Consider the following 17,529-nt stretch of genomic DNA (forward strand, 5'->3'; position numbering starts at 1 on the left):
AAAGGGTTTAAAGGGTTCCTTCGAGCTATTTCTTCACCACACTCTCCACCTCTCCTTGCTCAAAGCGAGTGGTGATAACGTCTCCAGCCTTCAGCTGTGAGGCATTGCGAACAGCCTTTCCCTTGTGTAAGGTAATGCTATATCCTCGACTTAAAAGCAGCTTCGGATCCATCAGTTGGGCACGTTGAGCGAGCATATCTATGCGATGTTGCTCGTTAGAAAGGCGTCCTACAAGGGTCGGAATAGCATATCGCATCATCGAATCAAGGTCGTAACGGGCTTTAGAAAGTCTTTCCTTCATCCTATTTACCAACCTTTGTGCAAGACTATCAAGCCGTGCTTCCTGTTGAGTACGCACCACGGAAAAGAGCATGGGGATGTGAGTTGCAATGTGTTGTATGTGCATCTGCTCCCGTTCTAACCTGCGTTGAACAGCCTCCACAATGCTTGCTTGTGCGTTCTCAACCCTTGCCAGCGTCACAGCCAACTGATTGATGAGATAAGCGGCAGCTGCTGTTGGGGTTTTCACACGCATGAATGAAACCATATCCAGCACACTCTCGTCACGTTCGTGACCAATTCCTGTGATTATCGGGAGTGGGAAGTTCGCCACATTCTCCGCCAGATTCAAGGTGTCGAAACCACTCAAATCGGCTGTCGCACCGCCTCCTCGGATGATAACAACGCAATCGAAATCCTCTTCCCGTTCGTTAATTAGGTTCAAAGCATTGATAATGCTCTGTTCAACCTGGTCTCCTTGCATCACTGCGGGGAATAGTTCTACATGAAAGGCAAGCCCAAACTCGTTATGAAGTAACTGATTGCAAAAGTCGCCATAACCTGCTGCTGTCTCGGAGGAGATGACAGCTATGCGTTGAGCAAACATCGACAAGCACAATTCGCGTTGCAAGTCATAGACGCCTTCTGCCCTTAGCTGTCGGATAATCTCCTGTCGTTTGCGCATCATGTCGCCCATGGTAAACTCGGGATTGATGTCATCTACAATCCAAGAAAACCCATATTGAGGATGGAACTGAGCGTGTACAAGCAACATAACTTTCATACCTGCATGGATCGTCTGACCCGTTATCTTGATGAAAGAAGGCTGTATCTCCGCCCACACGTTATGCCAACACTTGGCTTGAGCACGTGCAATGGGAACATTGCCACGAGCGTCCTTCTCGATCAGTTCCATATAACAGTGTCCACGGCTCTCACGTGCTTCGGACAATTCAGCCTCAACCCAATAAGAACGCGACAAGGTGCTACTAATAACATCCGATACCAATGCGTTCAGTTCATAGAGGGTGAGGGCTTTTGTCGTCATGTGTGCTTCTATATATATAATAAGGTGTAAATTAATTACTTACCATTGGGCAATACCACCTGATGATACGCCTCCATGAAATCGGGAACACCATACCCCATGATGTTATTGGGCGTCAGATGATTATTAGATGTCTGCCGAATCACCTCTATCAAGTCCTTTGCACACGTGTTAGGAGCGGCTTGCCACAAGCAAGCAACCATCCCTGCCACCAAAGGACAAGCAAAGGATGTACCCGTATCGGGCGTTATATATCCCCTACCCGATACCACATTTGTTGGACAACCATACGCCATAACGTCTGGTTTCACTCGATTATCTGCGGTTGGACCAATCGATGAGAAAGCAGCATTAATGCCGTCTGGTGCAATCGCACCTACCGTGAGTATGTCATGCGCATCGGCTGGTACATTGATCTTCTTCCATGGTCCCATGCCATCATTCCCCGCACTATTGACGAGGATAATGCCTTTGGATGCAAGCAAGGAAGCCGCCCTTGAGATGGGTGCCGTCACTCCATTGAGGTCGGAATAATGATAGTTTAGACTCTTATCATCGAAGCCGTGATAGCCTAAAGACGAACTAATGACATCGACACCGACGGAGTCAGCAAACTCAGCAGCGGCTATCCAGTAGTCTTCCTCCGCCGAGCTCTCTGTGAGATAATCCTCCGAACGCAACAACCAAAAGCTCGCTTTCGGTGCAGAACCTACGAAGGTTGAGGGCTGATTGACTGCTATAACGGATAAAGTCTTCGTTCCGTGATCCATTTCCTTGTACACATCAGCATCATAACCAGCAACGAAATTATGCGTTCCAACGATGTTGACATTCTTAAAAGCAGCCATCTTATCCACGTTCATGAAGCCTGCATCAAGCACAGCGATGGTCATTCCCTGTCCTTGAAAGCCCATGTTGTGCAACTTCCGACCATTGAGATTATCCAACTGTGCCTTTCCCATACCATAATAATCATGTATGGTGGAATCGAGCACTTGCAAGTCTGACCGACAGTGAACGCGTTGTGACAACGGACGAATGGAGTCGGGAGAGGTGAAAACGAGCTTACTATCTCTCACAAAAGATAACACCTTGAGATCTTCTAACGTCTGTCTGTTCCCTCCACGCACCAAGACTGAGTTGTTCCACTTGCTTATTGCAACCACATTCCCACCCTCTTTGCGTATCTTCTGGATATAGGTTGGCGATACAGGAAGGTCCGTTGAGTCCAACGTCAAGTGCTGTCTTTGACGTCGTTTCAGCGCCGCCTCAGACAGAAAGGCACTCGGTTTATCTAGCGAATAAGGCGATTGACCCTTGTCACGGAGCGTCACACGAAACATATAACACTTCCCGCCAGGGTAAGCAATATAGCCTTTTCCATCATTACTAGCCTCAACGAAGGATGTAATGAAGGCGAATAAGCATACAAGATAAATCTTTAGATGGTTCCGACTCATAATATGCAAACTTACACAAAATAATTGAAATACGGATTACCAGGCTGTCTTTTTCGTTAAAATTATGATTCGTTCCGCCAGATGTTTTGCTTTTTTAGGGTCTAGACAATAAACCATCTTCCGCCTTAGAAGTCACCTCTTCAACCCAAAGAGGTTTATTTGTGAAATGGAAGAGACGCCTTCTTCCCCACAAAGAGAGCCTTTCCTTCTATCAAGGAAAGGCTCTCTTCATAATGAATAAACGCCCTTCTCAAATGAAGAAGGGCGTTTCCTGTTATCTTAATAGCTTATGCCACTTTCTCTAAACGCTTCATCATGAGGAACATGAAGGCGGCTGAAATGAGGCAAAGAACAATGAATACAGACCAAACAATGGTGAGTGACAAACCTCCCCAGAGGTATCCTCCAACGCTGACAAGGAGGTTTCCGATTGCTGTGGCTACAAACCATCCGCCCATCATTGCGCCCTTATACTTTGGAGGAGCTACCTTACTAACGAAGCTGATACCCATCGGACTGAGCAATAACTCACCAAAGGTGAGGACGAGATAAGTACCAATTAGCCAGTTGGCTGACGCAAATGGAGTTGCTCCACCTGCTGCCTTTGCTGCTGCCTGTTCGTTTGGTGTGAGCAAACCTTGCGATGCCATGACCATAAGGAAGTAGGCGCAACCTGCAACGATCATACCGTATGCAATCTTACGAGGTGCTGAAGGCTCCTTACCTTTGGCTGCCAACGAACTGAAGATAGCCATACTTACTGGTGTGAGGGCTACTACATAGAATGGATTGAACTGCTGGAAAATAGGTGCACTAACCTCTACTGAGCCTGAAAGCTCGCTGTATTTCCACATTAAAACTAATACTGCTATGAGGAAGACAACGCCTGAGATTGCCTTTGCTTTTGCTGTTTTGCTCTGGAAGAAGGTCATACCACTATACACCATGAGTACGATCATGACTAGATTGACTACATCAAATGCCATGCTCTGAACGCCTGTTGAAACAGGACTCACAAACTCATTAGCAAAGTAAGTAAGCGTCAGACCGTTCTGATGGAACGCCATCCAGAAGAAGATAACGACTGCAAAAACAAGACAGAGAGCCACAATGCGCTCCTTTGTCTGCTGTGGGGTGAGTTCTTCTTCAGCAACAGTTGTATCCTTCTTCTCGGTCTTTCCGTTGCCACCCTCAACGTGTTTGAACATACGACGGCACCCATAATAGATTGCCATAGACACGATTAATGATACACAAGCTACTGCGAATGAGAAGTGGTAAGCGTCATTGCTACTGCAATGGAGCGTTGCCTCTGCCCAAGACTGAATCTTTACGGCAGCCGTTGGGGCAAAGAGTGCACCGATATTGATTGCCATGTAGAAGATTGAGAACGCCGAATCGCGCTTGCCAGCAAGCTCTGGTGTGTCATAGAGATTACCCACCATAACCTGCAGATTGCCCTTAAATAGACCCGTTCCAAAGCTGATTAGCAACAGAGCCGCTAGCATAGCTATGAACGCAATAGAGCCTCCGCCCAATGGAATAGATAGGAAGAGATAACCGACAAACATAATAGCAATACCAATGGTTACCATCTTTCCGTACCCGAACTTGTCGGCCATGAAGCCTCCAATTAGGGGCAAGAAATAGACCAAACCGAGGAAGATACTATAGATTAGACCCGCTGTTCCGGCCTCTAATCCGAAGTTTGCTCTCAAGAATAAAGCGAATACTGCCAACATTGTGTAGTATCCGAACCGCTCGCCAGTATTGGCTAGTGCCAAGGCATAAAGCGCTTTTGGTTGGTTTTCAAACATAATGATAAAAATCTAGGTTAATATTACTTTGTTCTTTTGATATCGAATAGATAGGTTGCTTTTACTACTATATTCCCAAAGTTCGACTTACCGAAATAATCTCTCTTAGTGCTTCCGTAGATATTTCCTAGTCCATAGTAATAACGCCCTTCAAGTAGGAAGTGCCCCACATGACGGCTGCTCCATTCCATTCCTAAGCCTGCTGCTATACCATAATCGAACTTCTTCTCTACTGCTTTCGACTCTTGTTCGATGGTGACATTACTACGTCCTGTGCCGTCAGTAGCGAGGTTTGGAGTGGTATAATTCATGTTGGTTGACTCGTTCAGATAGATACCTATCTGTGGACCAGCTTGTACAAAGAAGTTGAAACCACGCTGCTCTTTGCCCCAAGCAAGGTGTGCAAAGACTGGAATCTGAATGTAATTGATTGTTCGGGAGTACTTCTCCGCCTGTCCGTTGGCGTTGATAACAGGCTGATCAGTGCCTGTCTGTATCTTTTCCTGCCATCCGATAGAAGCGTAATTGACCTCTCCATAGATGGAACAGATGGTATTGAAATACTTTTCACATACGTATCTAACACTCAAACCACCTGTTATTCCCCCATGAAGAGACTGTGACACTTTTGGACTGAAGCCCACATTAGAAAGGACATAACCGCCATTAACGCCAATGGAAAGGTCGTCACGATGTTCTCCCACTTGTGCTGCAACACGCATAGGAAGCACAAGTAAGAGCAGAAGGAATATGCTTAATGTCTTATTTCTCATATTATAAGCAGCTGTACCAACGATGGTTAATAAACGAGATTCTCCATCTTCTGGTCAGTAGTAAAGTGTATCAACTGGAAGTTGTTATTGATGTATCCTCCCTGCCCTACACGTTCGAAGTTATAACGAGTTTGTAGTGGGCGATACTTCACTTCGCTATATACACCCTTGAAGTCCTTTCCCTGTGCTTTAATTCCACGTACAAAGAATTGCGCCTGATCGTAACCAGTGAGTGCCAAACGGGGTATGTATTGCTTAGCCATTGGTTCGTCATACTGCTCATTATACTTAGCTTCAAGCGACTTCGTCTTCTCTGACGACTTATTATAATAATAGGTGGAAGGGATGTAGGTGTTATATCTGAAGAAGTTATCTAAGTCGTAATCTTGGTAAACGAACCATTGATTATAGCCATAGAGGGCTATTGCGATACCAGGATTAGTCTTCTTGAGCTGTGCTAACTTGGCAAACACCTCATTTAACTGCGGACTCTTCTCAGAGTTAAGGATAACTACATTAGGTCGAGTCTTATCGAATTGCTTTGCAAAGTCGGCTGCCGACGACTTGAGACTAGTAAGGGAATACTTAATCTTCAGCATATCCAACTGTTTACGAAGCGTTGAGGTGAAGTTACCCACTTGGCTGTTTGCATCGTTGCAATTAATGAATACAGGGTGATGAGACTTCTGGAAACGCTCTAAGAAAGACGCAATAGCCTTGCTATTCAAGCTCTCATCGGTTTGATACACTTGATAGATATTAGGGTTATTCTCTACTTCGTTGCCTGTTATTGAGAATGGGATAACGAGCTTTGTGCCATGTGCTCGACAGAAGTCAGCCAATGGCTTCACCTGATCAGAGTAGAGTGGACCAAAGATGAGGTCAAGTTTTGAGGCATTAGGATCTGATAAGGTAGTACGGATGTCAGCGTCCTTTGGCACATTCCAAGCATGTACGTCGGTTGTAATACCTTCACTCTTCATCTCGTTGAGGGCTAATAGCACACCTCGATAAAACTCTATCATGCGCTTGCCATCACCATCTTGATTATGGAGAGGGAGCATGATTCCAACATGAATAGCGTTCTCTTGTTTTGCGATAGCAGCCGCATTTGCGCCTTTCTTCTTAGCCTCTTTATCAGCTTTGGAAGGCTTTACAGCCTTGCCCATTATCGACCCATCAGGGCGGAAATCACCATCTTTTGCAAACGGAACAAGTATGAGTGCACCCTTTTTCAGTTCATATCCTGGGGTCTTCATAATAGGGTTGGAATCTATCAACTGTTGGATAGTTACGCCATACTCTTTGGCTATTCCGAATATAGTCTCCTTGCGTTTCACTTGATGTTGATCACGCCATACAACATTCTGAGCCATCACGCTACAGCTAATCAGGACTGTGAATAGCAATAAGAGATATCTTAAATAATTTTTCATGCACATGTCTTTTGAGATTACAAACTGTTACTTATATGCAAATACACGTGCAAATATACAAAAGAAATCTGTAATCAACAGGTGTAGAGAGCAAAAAAACGTAAAATAGATAATGGCTTCTTGTATATCAACCATCGCTTTTCTGTTTTGCTTGTAGGTGTGAGAAAAAATGCTTATATTTGCACGATTATCCTTTTGGAGACGTTGAATTGTAAGGTAAAAGAGATGAGAGATAAATATACAAGATTCTTATTACTATTTTTGTCAATGCTTGTCACGGCCTATACAAAGGCACAGGATTGCCAGCCAATAGGCTCTTATAACGATGAGAATGGCGAAGTTATGACGATAAATGCAGGTGATAACTATACAGGATCGGCACCTTTAACGATGAAACTGAAGGCTAATGCGCCTACAACGAATGACCCTGCAACGCATTATGAATGGCATTTCTTTGCACAAACAAGCCCTCGTGAGGCTTTTCTGATACGTTATGATGAAGACACAGAATACACTTTCACGAAGGCAGGTAATACACAGATTGTGCTTTACGAGATACTCAATGGAGACACAACTCGTTATAATCCTATAAGCGTATCTATTAGTGAAAGCAGCTTGCAAATGCCTAATGTTTTCACTCCAAATGGCGATGGTATCAATGATATCTATCGAGCGAAAACAGGCTACAAGAGTATCATTGAGTTCAAAGCAGTTATATTCAATCGATGGGGACAGAAGCTCTATGAGTGGACAGACCCTGCTGGTGGATGGGATGGAAAGTATAAAGGTAAGGATGTAGCTGAGGGCACTTACTTTGTGAATGTGACGGCAAAAGGAGCTGACGGAAGGCGTTTTAATATTCGGCGCGACGTCAATCTGCTAAGGGGATACAACCAATTAACACCCTAAACACACAACTCCTCATTCATAAATCATCATTAGGATAATTCCTAACTCACCACTCCTCATTCATAAATCATCATTAGGATAATTCCTAACTCACCATTCCTCATTCCTAACTCACCATTATTTATCTTATAAGCAACACACAGATATGAACGAAAAGATAGAAGTCTTCGGTGCAAGAGTACACAACTTGAAGAACATAGACATAACTATTCCACGCAACTCACTCACTGTCTTCACTGGACTATCGGGTTCGGGGAAGAGTTCTCTAGCCTTTGATACCATCTTCGCAGAGGGTCAACGAAGATACATAGAGACCTTCTCCGCCTATGCTCGCAACTTCCTCGGTAATATGGAGCGCCCAGATGTGGACAAGATAACGGGACTCTCGCCTGTAATCTCTATCGAACAGAAGACGACGAATAAGAATCCTCGCTCCACAGTGGGCACTACGACGGAGATATATGACTATCTTCGCTTGCTTTACGCACGTGCTGGTGAGGCCTTCTCATATATGAGTGGGGAGAAGATGGTGAAGTATACTGAGGAGAAGGTAGTCGATATGATCATGGCTGACTATCGTGAACGTAAGATCTACATATTGGCTCCTTTGGTTCGAAACCGTAAGGGTCACTATCGCGAACTATTTGAACAAATGCGACGAAAGGGCTATCTTTACATCCGTATAGATGGTGAAATTGAGGAACTCACACGCGGTATGAAGGTGGATAGATACAAGAACCATAACATCGAAGTGGTCATTGATAAGATGAGACTCAGCGACACGGAAGATGCCTCCCAACGTGAACGTCTATCGAAAACTATCGCTACTGCGATGAAACAAGGCGATGGTTTGATTATGATACTGGATAATGAGACCAATGCAGCAAATTACTTCTCTAAACGTCTCATGGACCCTGTTACGGGTATTGCATATAAAGATCCTGCCCCCAACATCTTCTCTTTCAATTCCCCAGAAGGGGCTTGTCCGCATTGCAAAGGACTAGGTGTAATTGATGAAATCGACCTAAAGAAAGTGATTCCTGATGACGCTTTGAATATCTATGAAGGGGCTATCGTACCATTAGGGAAGTATAAGAATCAGATGATATTCTGGCAGATTGAAGCCCTGTTGAAGAAGTATGATTGTACCTTAAAAACACCCGTTAAAGACATTCCCAAGGAGTGCATGGATGAGATTCTATATGGTTCTTTGGAGAAACTAAAGATAGCCAAGGAACTTGTTCACACCTCTTCGGATTACTTCATATCCTTTGATGGTATCATCAAATACCTCCGCACAATCATGGAAAGTGATGATTCGGCTGCCGGGAAGAAGTGGGCTGACCAGTTCATAGCCGAGGTTACTTGCCCAGAATGCCATGGGCAGCGACTCAATCGGGAGGCTTTATCCTATAAGATATGGGATAAGAACATCGCAGAACTTGCCAACATGGATATCAGCGAACTGATGGATTGGATTGATCATGTCGAGGAACACATGACGAAAAAACAGCGAGTTATAGCCACAGAGATCGTGAAGGAGATACGCAAACGCATTAACTTTCTATTGGAAGTGGGACTTGATTACTTGGCTCTCAATCGACAAAGTGCAACGTTATCGGGCGGTGAAAGCCAACGTATCAGACTAGCCACTCAGATTGGATCGCAGCTTGTCAACGTGCTTTATATCCTCGATGAACCTTCTATCGGACTGCATCAACGTGACAACGAGCGACTTATCAAGTCCCTAAAAGAGCTGCGCGACATGGGTAACACGGTGATTGTTGTGGAACATGATGAGGACATGATGCGTGCTGCCGATTGGATTGTTGACATCGGTCCAAAGGCTGGACGAAAAGGAGGAGAGGTCGTCTTCCAAGGGAAACCGGCTGATATGCTCAAGAAGCACACGCTCACGGCACAGTATCTCAATGGTGAACGTAAGATAGAGATACCCACTGAAAGACGCAAAGGAAATGGGAAGTTTATCAAGTTGATAGGCTGCACTGGCAATAATCTAAAGGGTGTTGACGTAACTTTCCCACTAGGTGAATTGATTGTTGTAACAGGTGTTTCGGGCTCTGGAAAGAGTACACTTATCAACGAAACATTGCAACCTATCCTCTCACAACACTTCTATCGCTCATTGAAACGACCCATGCCTTACAAGAAGATAGAGGGCATTGACAATATAGATAAGGTGGTGAATGTGGACCAAAGTCCTATCGGGCGCACCCCACGTAGCAACCCCGCAACCTATACGGGGGTATTCTCTGACATCCGACAGTTGTTTGTCAACCTCCCAGAAGCTAAGATTCGAGGCTACAAACCAGGGCGTTTTTCCTTCAACGTAAGGGGTGGGCGATGTGAAGCATGTGGTGGTAATGGATACAAGACTATCGAGATGAACTTCCTTCCGGATGTAATGGTTCCATGTGAGATATGCCATGGTAAGCGTTACAATCGGGAGACTCTTGAGGTGCGATTCAAGGGTAAGTCGATTGCAGATGTACTAGATATGACGGTCAACATGGCAGTGGAGTTCTTCGAGAATGTACCGCAGATTCTACCAAAGATAAAGGCTTTGCAGGACGTTGGATTGGGTTATATCAAACTCGGACAAAGCTCAACAACGCTATCGGGAGGCGAGAGTCAGCGTGTCAAACTGGCTACGGAACTATCGAAGAGGGATACGGGTAAGACGCTATTCATCCTCGACGAACCAACAACGGGACTGCATTTTGAAGACATCCGCATCCTTATGGACGTCCTTGAGAAGCTAGTGGATCGTGGCAACACGGTACTCATCATTGAGCATAACCTCGATGTTATCAAGCTCGCCGACTACATCATTGACATGGGACCAGAGGGTGGTCGCAATGGTGGAAGGCTCCTTGCAGCAGGTCTTCCAGAGGTAGTTGCCAAGAATAAAGAGAGTCACACAGCCCCTTTCTTAGCAAAGATTCTGAAATAAAAAACTACTATTTGCAGATGAAGGGGGCGTTTCTTTGATGCAAGGAAAGGCTCTCTTCCATAAGACGAAACGCCCTTCTCAAATGGAGAAGGGCGTTTCCTTATTCTTATTCTTTCGTTATCACGATTCGTGTTACTATTGTTCCTCTGTCTTAATAATATGTCATTAAAACAATATGTCGCTATGTCATTTTGTCTAAAAAAACATGGCATTATGTCTTAAACATCTGTTACTAAGCACATTGTTCCTATGTTACTCTGTCTTAATAATATGTCATTAAAACAATATGTCGCTATGTCATTTTGTCTAAAAAAACACATCCTTCTGTCTTAAACATCTGTTACTAAGCACATTGTTACTATGTTACTCTGTCTTAATAATATGTCATTAAAACAGTATGTCTTTATGTCATTTTGTCTTAAAAACACGTCATTAAAACAATATGTCGCTACGTCATTTTGTCTAAAAAAACATGTCCTTCTGTCTTAAAAACCTGTTGCTCTGTCTTTAAAGAGGATGTTAATCGTCATCATCTACGACTATATTCCCACCAGTTAGAATCTTTTGAGACCCGTTCATATAGGTGAGAACTATCTTTGTAAACTTCATATTCGACGAGTCACCCCACGTATAATAGGAGGAGTCATTCCATTCCCACGAGCTCGTCTCGAACTCTTCTACAGGCCCAGTACCCCTAAACACACCTTGACAACGCACATCCCCGACATCATTCGTGATGATGAAATGGAATGCAATATAGCGTATCTTGCTCTTGCGAGTATTAACGAATGAGAGGCTCATAGTCACAAATCCGTTCTCATCATCCCAATCCCAATCCTTGATGTAACCATAGGGTGCGAGTTCACGTAGCCCATTGATATAACTTGCATACGAATCGGTCAGATTATCCAAGGCACTACGTTTATTGCGATCAGACAATGAAAGCTCTTTCTGAAAGGCTTTCCAATGATAAATAAACGCTGAGTCTTCACGCAACTCATCCGTTATTTGCGCTCGATGCACATCCTTATGATCCAATCCGAGATCGCCATCTTGCTGCGTAAAGAAGTAGATGGAATCATTGTCGATACCGATTGTCTCCGATACATCCGAGCCATTGAAAGTGTTATCGCAGAACGTGCAATACAAGGTGGAAGTGCCCAAAGGCACATCATGCGCCGTATGGCTCCGACGGTACAGCTCCTTTTGATTGGCTCTATCAATCTCTGCCAACTGACGATGAAGCACCTCATCGAGCGAGTCCTGTTGTGCTTTTGCTGTGGAATCAGCAATCTCCTGCCCTCGACGCTGGTTCAACACATAGTACTTATCGGCTAATTGTCGGTTGCGTTTGTCGATAGCTTGTGTGAGAGCAGTGCCCGATAAATGAGGTATATCCTTGAGTTTCTTGATGTATTTAGCAAACTCCTTTTCCAATACGATGACCACATTTCCGTTCTTTGTGAGCACGTAAAGGCAATTAGTCGACTTATCGAAAGCATAGTTCTCCACGACATCATTCACCTCAGGAACCATCCTGTTCGTTAACACCTCATAGTATCCTAAACCGTTACGATGGTAACTTACGAGTTCTTTACGCAGCATTGAATTGCGGTCGGAATACTGAGCTTGAATACACTGACACGTTATTAGTAAGCAAAGAATTACCAAGATTTTTCTCATAGAGTGTACTTAAATGGCTGTAATAAATGGTTTTGTTTATTGTGCAAAAATAATAATAAAAAGCGAACTAGGCAACGGTTCTACTGCAAAAGATAGATTGCGATGGTTAGGAAAGGGCGTTTTCTTAAAGCCTCCCTAAGTCTTTATAAAGGAGGAATAACCTTATCCTAGCTCGCTCCCGTTAGGTAGTCCTCCCCTTTCGAGGAGGATGAGTGGGGCTGGATGGAGCCTTATTTCCAACTATGTTCACCCAATTTATATTCGCCTTTGACCTTTATGTCCATCCCCATGAGCTTCATTCTCGACTCCGTGGTATAGTCATTTACCCAAAAAGAAGGGGTGAAATGATAGGTGTCAGTGGCGTTATAAGTGATAGTAGTCATGCCCATTGCTCTCATTTGTGACCAGTTCTTTTCAATCTGCGAAACGGCATCGTCGCCTACTCCAAACTTCTTCATATTACCGATGAGGAAGCCCTTTACATCGTCTTCTGACATGTTCGCTTTGACCTTACCCACGACGGTGAGCATACCAAGGATTCGATTGACTTCATAAGAGGTAGTGGTCTTCATGCCCTGAACCGACTTATCTTCTTGATCGCCAGTCTTCAATGTCTTGCCATAGAGACTGAATACAGTTTGCTCCTTAACATACTCTGTTATGAACTCTTCCGTGAGTGTGTTACTAAGTGCCATGAGCATGTTCATCTTTGGATTAACCTTTTCGATCTCTGGGTTCTTGGCGTATAATGAATCAATCTTAGCTATGCCCGTCTTACTCATCTTGCCCACTGCTTCCTCGGAATTAAGCAACTTCTTGAGAGCTCCATTCTTATCGGTTTGATAGAGCAAGGGCACGTTGTTCAACATTGTCAATAGCTGTCCACCACTCTGCTGGAACGCTGTTTCATCTCCATCAACCTTCACATCGGAGAAGAGGAGTTCTATTTTGTAGCTGTCAGCATTAGCCTCCTTCACATCGACATGCAACTTACTTGTCACGTTGGCTGTCAGTGTGCTACCCTGCATCATACTGCCAAATTCAAAGTTTGCAGCATACTCATAGATAGCCTTATCACCCTTATTAAAGTTGGCTTTAATGAGTGTTTGCGCCTGCAAAACAGCCACTATGAGCATGAGAACGAATGTTAGAAATGTCTTTTTCATACGCTTTTGGTTTTTAGTTAATAGAATATTAATATTATAAAAAGCAATTGTCTCCAACCCAAGAAACTGATTCCTCGGATTGGAGACAATATATTTTTAATATGATCTTGCGATGATAACGCGATATTTAGCAGGCTTTCCACTTACCATATCGACGCCCGGTGTCTGTTCAAACATGTATGGGACGCAGCGGATAGTGGCTTGTGTATCCTCCTTGATCTTGGCTTCTGTCTCTTCAGTTCCATCCCAATGACAGAGGAAGAAACCGCCATCTTTCACCTTCTCTTTAAACTCTTCGTAGTTGTCGCACTCGTAGATATGCGAGTCACGGAACGCCTTCGCTTTACGGAAGATATTGTCTTGAATGTCATCAAGAAGAGCCTTCACGTGCTCGACGATACCATCGAAACTAACGCTCTCCTTCTCTAGTGTGTCACGACGCATGAGCTCGATTGTATTGTTCTCAAGGTCACGTCCACCCATTGCAAGGCGCACTGGCACACCTTTGAGCTCATAATCTGCGAACTTAAAGCCTGGTCGCTTGTTGTCAGCATCATCGTATTTAACAGTGATACCAAGCTCTCGAAGTCCGTCAATGACGGGTTGTAGCTTTGCAGTTAACTCTTTCAACTGCTCTTCGCCTTTGAAGATTGGAACGATAACAACCTGTATTGGCGCAATCTTCGGTGGTAGAACGAGGCCGTTATCATCGGAGTGTGTCATAATGAGAGCACCGATCAAACGTGTACTAACGCCCCATGAGGTAGCCCAAACATATTCTGGCTTGTTGTCTTTATTTAGGTAGGTAACATCGAAAGACTTGGCAAAGTTCTGTCCAAGGAAGTGTGACGTACCACTCTGCAGAGCCTTTCCATCCTGCATCATTGCCTCAATAGTGTAGGTGTCCAAAGCACCTGCAAAACGTTCCGTCTCGCTCTTTACACCCTGAACAACTGGTACGGCGAGCCATTTCTCAGCGAAGTCTGCATAGACATGAAGCATTGTTTGTGCCTCTTTCTCGGCCTCTTCACGAGTAGCGTGTGCCGTGTGTCCCTCCTGCCAAAGGAACTCTGAAGTACGCAAGAAGGGGCGTGTGCGCATCTCCCAACGCATCACATTGCACCACTGGTTACACATCAGTGGCAGGTCACGCCATGAGTGAATCCAATTCTTATAAGTGTTCCAAATAATCGTTTCACTCGTTGGACGGATGATTAACTCTTCTTCTAACTTAGCATTAGGGTCAACTTCAACGGCATTACCATCGTCAGTTGCCTTCAAACGATAGTGTGTGACTACAGCGCACTCTTTAGCGAATCCCTTTACATGTTCTGCCTCTCTTGATAGGAAACTCTTAGGGATAAGGAGTGGGAAATAGGCATTCTGCACACCAGTCTCCTTAAACATCTTATCGAGTTGAGCCTGCATCTTCTCCCAAATAGCGTATCCGTAAGGCTTGATAACCATACATCCGCGAACCGCAGACTGCTCTGCTAGGTCGGCCTTTATTACCAAGTCGTTGTACCATTGAGAGTAGTTTTCAGCTCTCTTGGTCATGTGTTTTAGTTCTTTTGCCATATATTTATAATCTTCAAAATGCTTGTTTTAGGGGAAATCCACTACCTTTTAGGTATTTCCCCATACCTTTGAACGGTATAATGTCTATCTTTGTGCAAAATTACAAAAAATAGTTGGCAATAGTCTCAATACTCCAATAATTGTTTAACTTTGCATGAATTAAAGGAGAGAGAACCGATAAGGAGGATTGCTGAAAAGGTAAAAAGAGAATTATCACATTATAATATATACAGTTATGAAGAATATGAAAATGATGGCAGCAGGGCTGTGTGTGCTCTCTGTCGTAAGCTGTCAAACAAAGCAAGGAACTGGAACTTTAATCGGTGGTGGCGCTGGTGCTGTACTCGGCGGCATTGTTGGTCAGATCATAGGTAAGAATGGTAAGAGTACTGCAATAGGTGCTGCTATTGGTGGCGCAGTAGGTGCTGGAGCTGGAGCTATCATCGGTCGTCACATGGATAAGGTGGCTCGTGAAGCTGCACAACAGCTCCCTAACGCTAGTGTTGATAAGGTTACGGATGCAAACGGACTTGAGTGTGTGAAGGTAACATTCGATTCTGGTATCCTATTCCCACTCAATGGTTCTAACTTGAATGCGGCTGCTAAAAATGATCTAACGAAGTTGGCAGGGCTTATGAAGACTAATTCAAACTGTGACGTGGCTATTCAAGGTTACACAGATGCCTCTGGTAACGATAATATTAACATCCCTCTGTCTCAGCGTCGTGCGTCTGCTGTATCTTCTTACTTGAGAGGTCAGGGTGTTTCAAGCCGTCAGATTCGTTCGGTAGAAGGCTTCGGAAGCCAGAACCCGATTGAGAATAAGACTATTAGTCAGAAGAACCGCCGTGTGGAAGTGTACCTATATGCTTCTCAAGAGATGGTTCGCCAGGCTAATAATGGTTCTTTGTAAGAATAAGAAATCGGGTGACCATACGCTGAGAGAGCAATGGCTTGCTTGATTAGAAGTAGACATTAGGAAGTAGGAAGAATTTGTTTGAGGTTCTTCTTACTTCTTTTTTTATTGATTATAGCAGTTAGATCTGTAAACTAAAATATACCCTTTAACTGGATATAACCAATATCTCCATCAGATAAAAACGAAGATTTCCCAGGAAACTAGTACCTCTAGTCCTGGGAAATCTAATCTTATAGATACTACTTCTTCGTAACGCTGTTTGAAGCCTCAGTCAACTTTGAAGTGATCTCAGAGAATTTCTTCATCTGTTCAGGCGTCAACTTGTCCTTAACCATATCTAATTGAGAACTAACTTCCAATGCTTTCTGCAAAACAGGTGTCCACTGTGTAGCAACTGAAGCATCACCAGCTTTCATCTTATTCATGAGTCCAACTAACTCATCTACACAAGAACTATAAGATTCAAGAAGTGCTTCTGGGTCTTTAGAATCAGCCGTCGTAGATGCTGCCTGACCACCGCCTTTTGTTGAATCAGTCATTTCTACTGCTGCACCATCAGCATTCTTCTGCTCTTTCTTCTGGTTACATGAAACAAGACACAAAGCAAATAAAGCTACTGCAAATAATCCAATCTTTTTCATAACATGTTGTTTTTAAATAAAAAGAAGTGTTTAAAGTTATTTGATTGCAAATATAGTCTTTATTCAAATACTACAAGGTTTAGTCCAGTTAAAAATAATTAAGTGAGTAAACAAATCCATTCACGTATGCACTTCAACTTCTATTATTCTACGAACTCTTTCCTTCTCTGACCAATATATTACCGCTCTTGTAATAACATAATCAATTAAATCCAGCCGAATAATACGTGTGTCCAACACTACAGATAACTAAAACTTTACAACCTTTAGCCTCACTCAATATACAAACATGAGTATAAAAAAAATTATTAAAGTTGATGTAAACAGAAGTTGTACGTTATCTCAATCATTGCAAAGCAACAATTTACAGAAATATCAGCTTTACCTCGCCTATTAAGAATAATATTCAGCAATCCAACTTACCATCAACATTCTCGGTGCTCTGCATAAATACATCATGTGTTGAGCCTAAATACTACTGTATTCTACATTAATTCTTCTTGCACACGTACCACTTTCATCATTCAGTACTTGTCCAACTTTTCAGAAAAAAACTACTGCTTATGTGACCAAATACTTGTTTCTAAATAAGAAGTACTATCATTTCACTAAAAACGGAGGTACGTTTTATTAAAAACGGAGGTACGTTTTATTAAAAACGGAGGTACGATTTATTAAAAACCAAGGTACGTTTTATCGAAAACGGAGGTACGATTTATTAAAAACCAAGGTACGTTTTATCGAAAACGGAGGTATGTTTTACAAAACACGGAGGTACGATTGGTAGAAATCACTAAAACAATATTGAGGCTCATTTGTGGTATTTCTGAAATTACTCTCCATCTA

At 43.4% G+C, this 17,529-nt stretch carries 12 protein-coding genes; 3 read left to right on the top strand and 9 right to left on the bottom strand.

The genetic code is table 11. The features are described from left to right. Positions 1-25: 25 nt before the first annotated feature. The 5 genes from xseA to O3603_RS04965 all read right to left on the bottom strand — a co-directional run bounded on the left by xseA (position 26) and on the right by O3603_RS04965 (position 6,813). On the bottom strand, positions 26-1,327 hold the full coding sequence (gene xseA / locus O3603_RS04945) for an exodeoxyribonuclease VII large subunit (RefSeq protein ID WP_371521153.1): 1,302 nt from the start codon (positions 1,325-1,327) through the stop codon (positions 26-28). 35 nt (positions 1,328-1,362) lie between these two features. Further along, positions 1,363-2,787: a S8 family serine peptidase gene (locus O3603_RS04950; protein WP_371521156.1), complete on the bottom strand. Its 1,425-nt coding sequence runs from the start codon at positions 2,785-2,787 to the stop codon at positions 1,363-1,365. Positions 2,788-3,074: 287 nt separating this feature from the next. After that, positions 3,075-4,604 (bottom strand): peptide MFS transporter, encoded by a 1,530-nt coding sequence (locus O3603_RS04955; protein WP_371521159.1) that lies wholly within the window; start codon positions 4,602-4,604, stop codon positions 3,075-3,077. Positions 4,605-4,627: 23 nt separating this feature from the next. Beyond that, positions 4,628-5,377, bottom strand: a complete 750-nt coding sequence (locus O3603_RS04960) for a porin family protein (protein ID WP_311454397.1) — start codon at positions 5,375-5,377, stop codon at positions 4,628-4,630. Between the two features lie 26 nt (positions 5,378-5,403). Further along, entirely contained in the window at positions 5,404-6,813 is a 1,410-nt protein-coding gene (locus tag O3603_RS04965) for an ABC transporter substrate-binding protein (RefSeq protein WP_371521162.1), read from the bottom strand. A gap of 225 nt (positions 6,814-7,038) precedes the next feature. Between O3603_RS04965 and O3603_RS04970 the strand changes: the two genes are divergently transcribed. Continuing rightward, positions 7,039-7,722, top strand: a complete 684-nt coding sequence (locus O3603_RS04970; RefSeq protein ID WP_371521164.1) for a gliding motility-associated C-terminal domain-containing protein — start codon at positions 7,039-7,041, stop codon at positions 7,720-7,722. 145 nt (positions 7,723-7,867) lie between these two features. After that, positions 7,868-10,696 (top strand): excinuclease ABC subunit UvrA, encoded by a 2,829-nt coding sequence (gene uvrA, locus O3603_RS04975; RefSeq protein ID WP_371521167.1) that lies wholly within the window; start codon positions 7,868-7,870, stop codon positions 10,694-10,696. A gap of 519 nt (positions 10,697-11,215) precedes the next feature. Here uvrA and O3603_RS04980 read toward each other — a convergent pair. From O3603_RS04980 to proS, 3 genes are all read right to left on the bottom strand, one after another. Then, on the bottom strand, positions 11,216-12,379 hold the full coding sequence (locus O3603_RS04980) for a hypothetical protein (protein ID WP_371521169.1): 1,164 nt from the start codon (positions 12,377-12,379) through the stop codon (positions 11,216-11,218). Between the two features lie 230 nt (positions 12,380-12,609). Beyond that, positions 12,610-13,545, bottom strand: coding sequence for a hypothetical protein (locus O3603_RS04985; protein ID WP_371521172.1), 936 nt, complete (start codon positions 13,543-13,545; stop codon positions 12,610-12,612). 96 nt (positions 13,546-13,641) lie between these two features. Next, a complete protein-coding gene (gene proS, locus O3603_RS04990) occupies positions 13,642-15,123 on the bottom strand; it encodes a proline--tRNA ligase (protein WP_371521175.1) in 1,482 nt (493 codons plus the stop codon). 235 nt (positions 15,124-15,358) lie between these two features. Here proS and O3603_RS04995 point away from each other — a divergent pair, with 235 nt between their 5' ends. Further along, a complete protein-coding gene (locus tag O3603_RS04995) occupies positions 15,359-16,036 on the top strand; it encodes an OmpA family protein (RefSeq protein ID WP_315441570.1) in 678 nt (225 codons plus the stop codon). Positions 16,037-16,281: 245 nt separating this feature from the next. On the opposite strand, the gene O3603_RS05000 is transcribed toward O3603_RS04995, so the two are convergent. Further along, entirely contained in the window at positions 16,282-16,683 is a 402-nt protein-coding gene (locus tag O3603_RS05000; protein WP_009435966.1) for a hypothetical protein, read from the bottom strand. Positions 16,684-17,529 lie beyond the last annotated feature (846 nt).

The sequence above is a fragment of the Prevotella sp. 20925_1_30 genome, from assembly GCF_041433025.1.
In the GTDB taxonomy this organism is placed as follows: domain Bacteria; phylum Bacteroidota; class Bacteroidia; order Bacteroidales; family Bacteroidaceae; genus Prevotella; species Prevotella vespertina.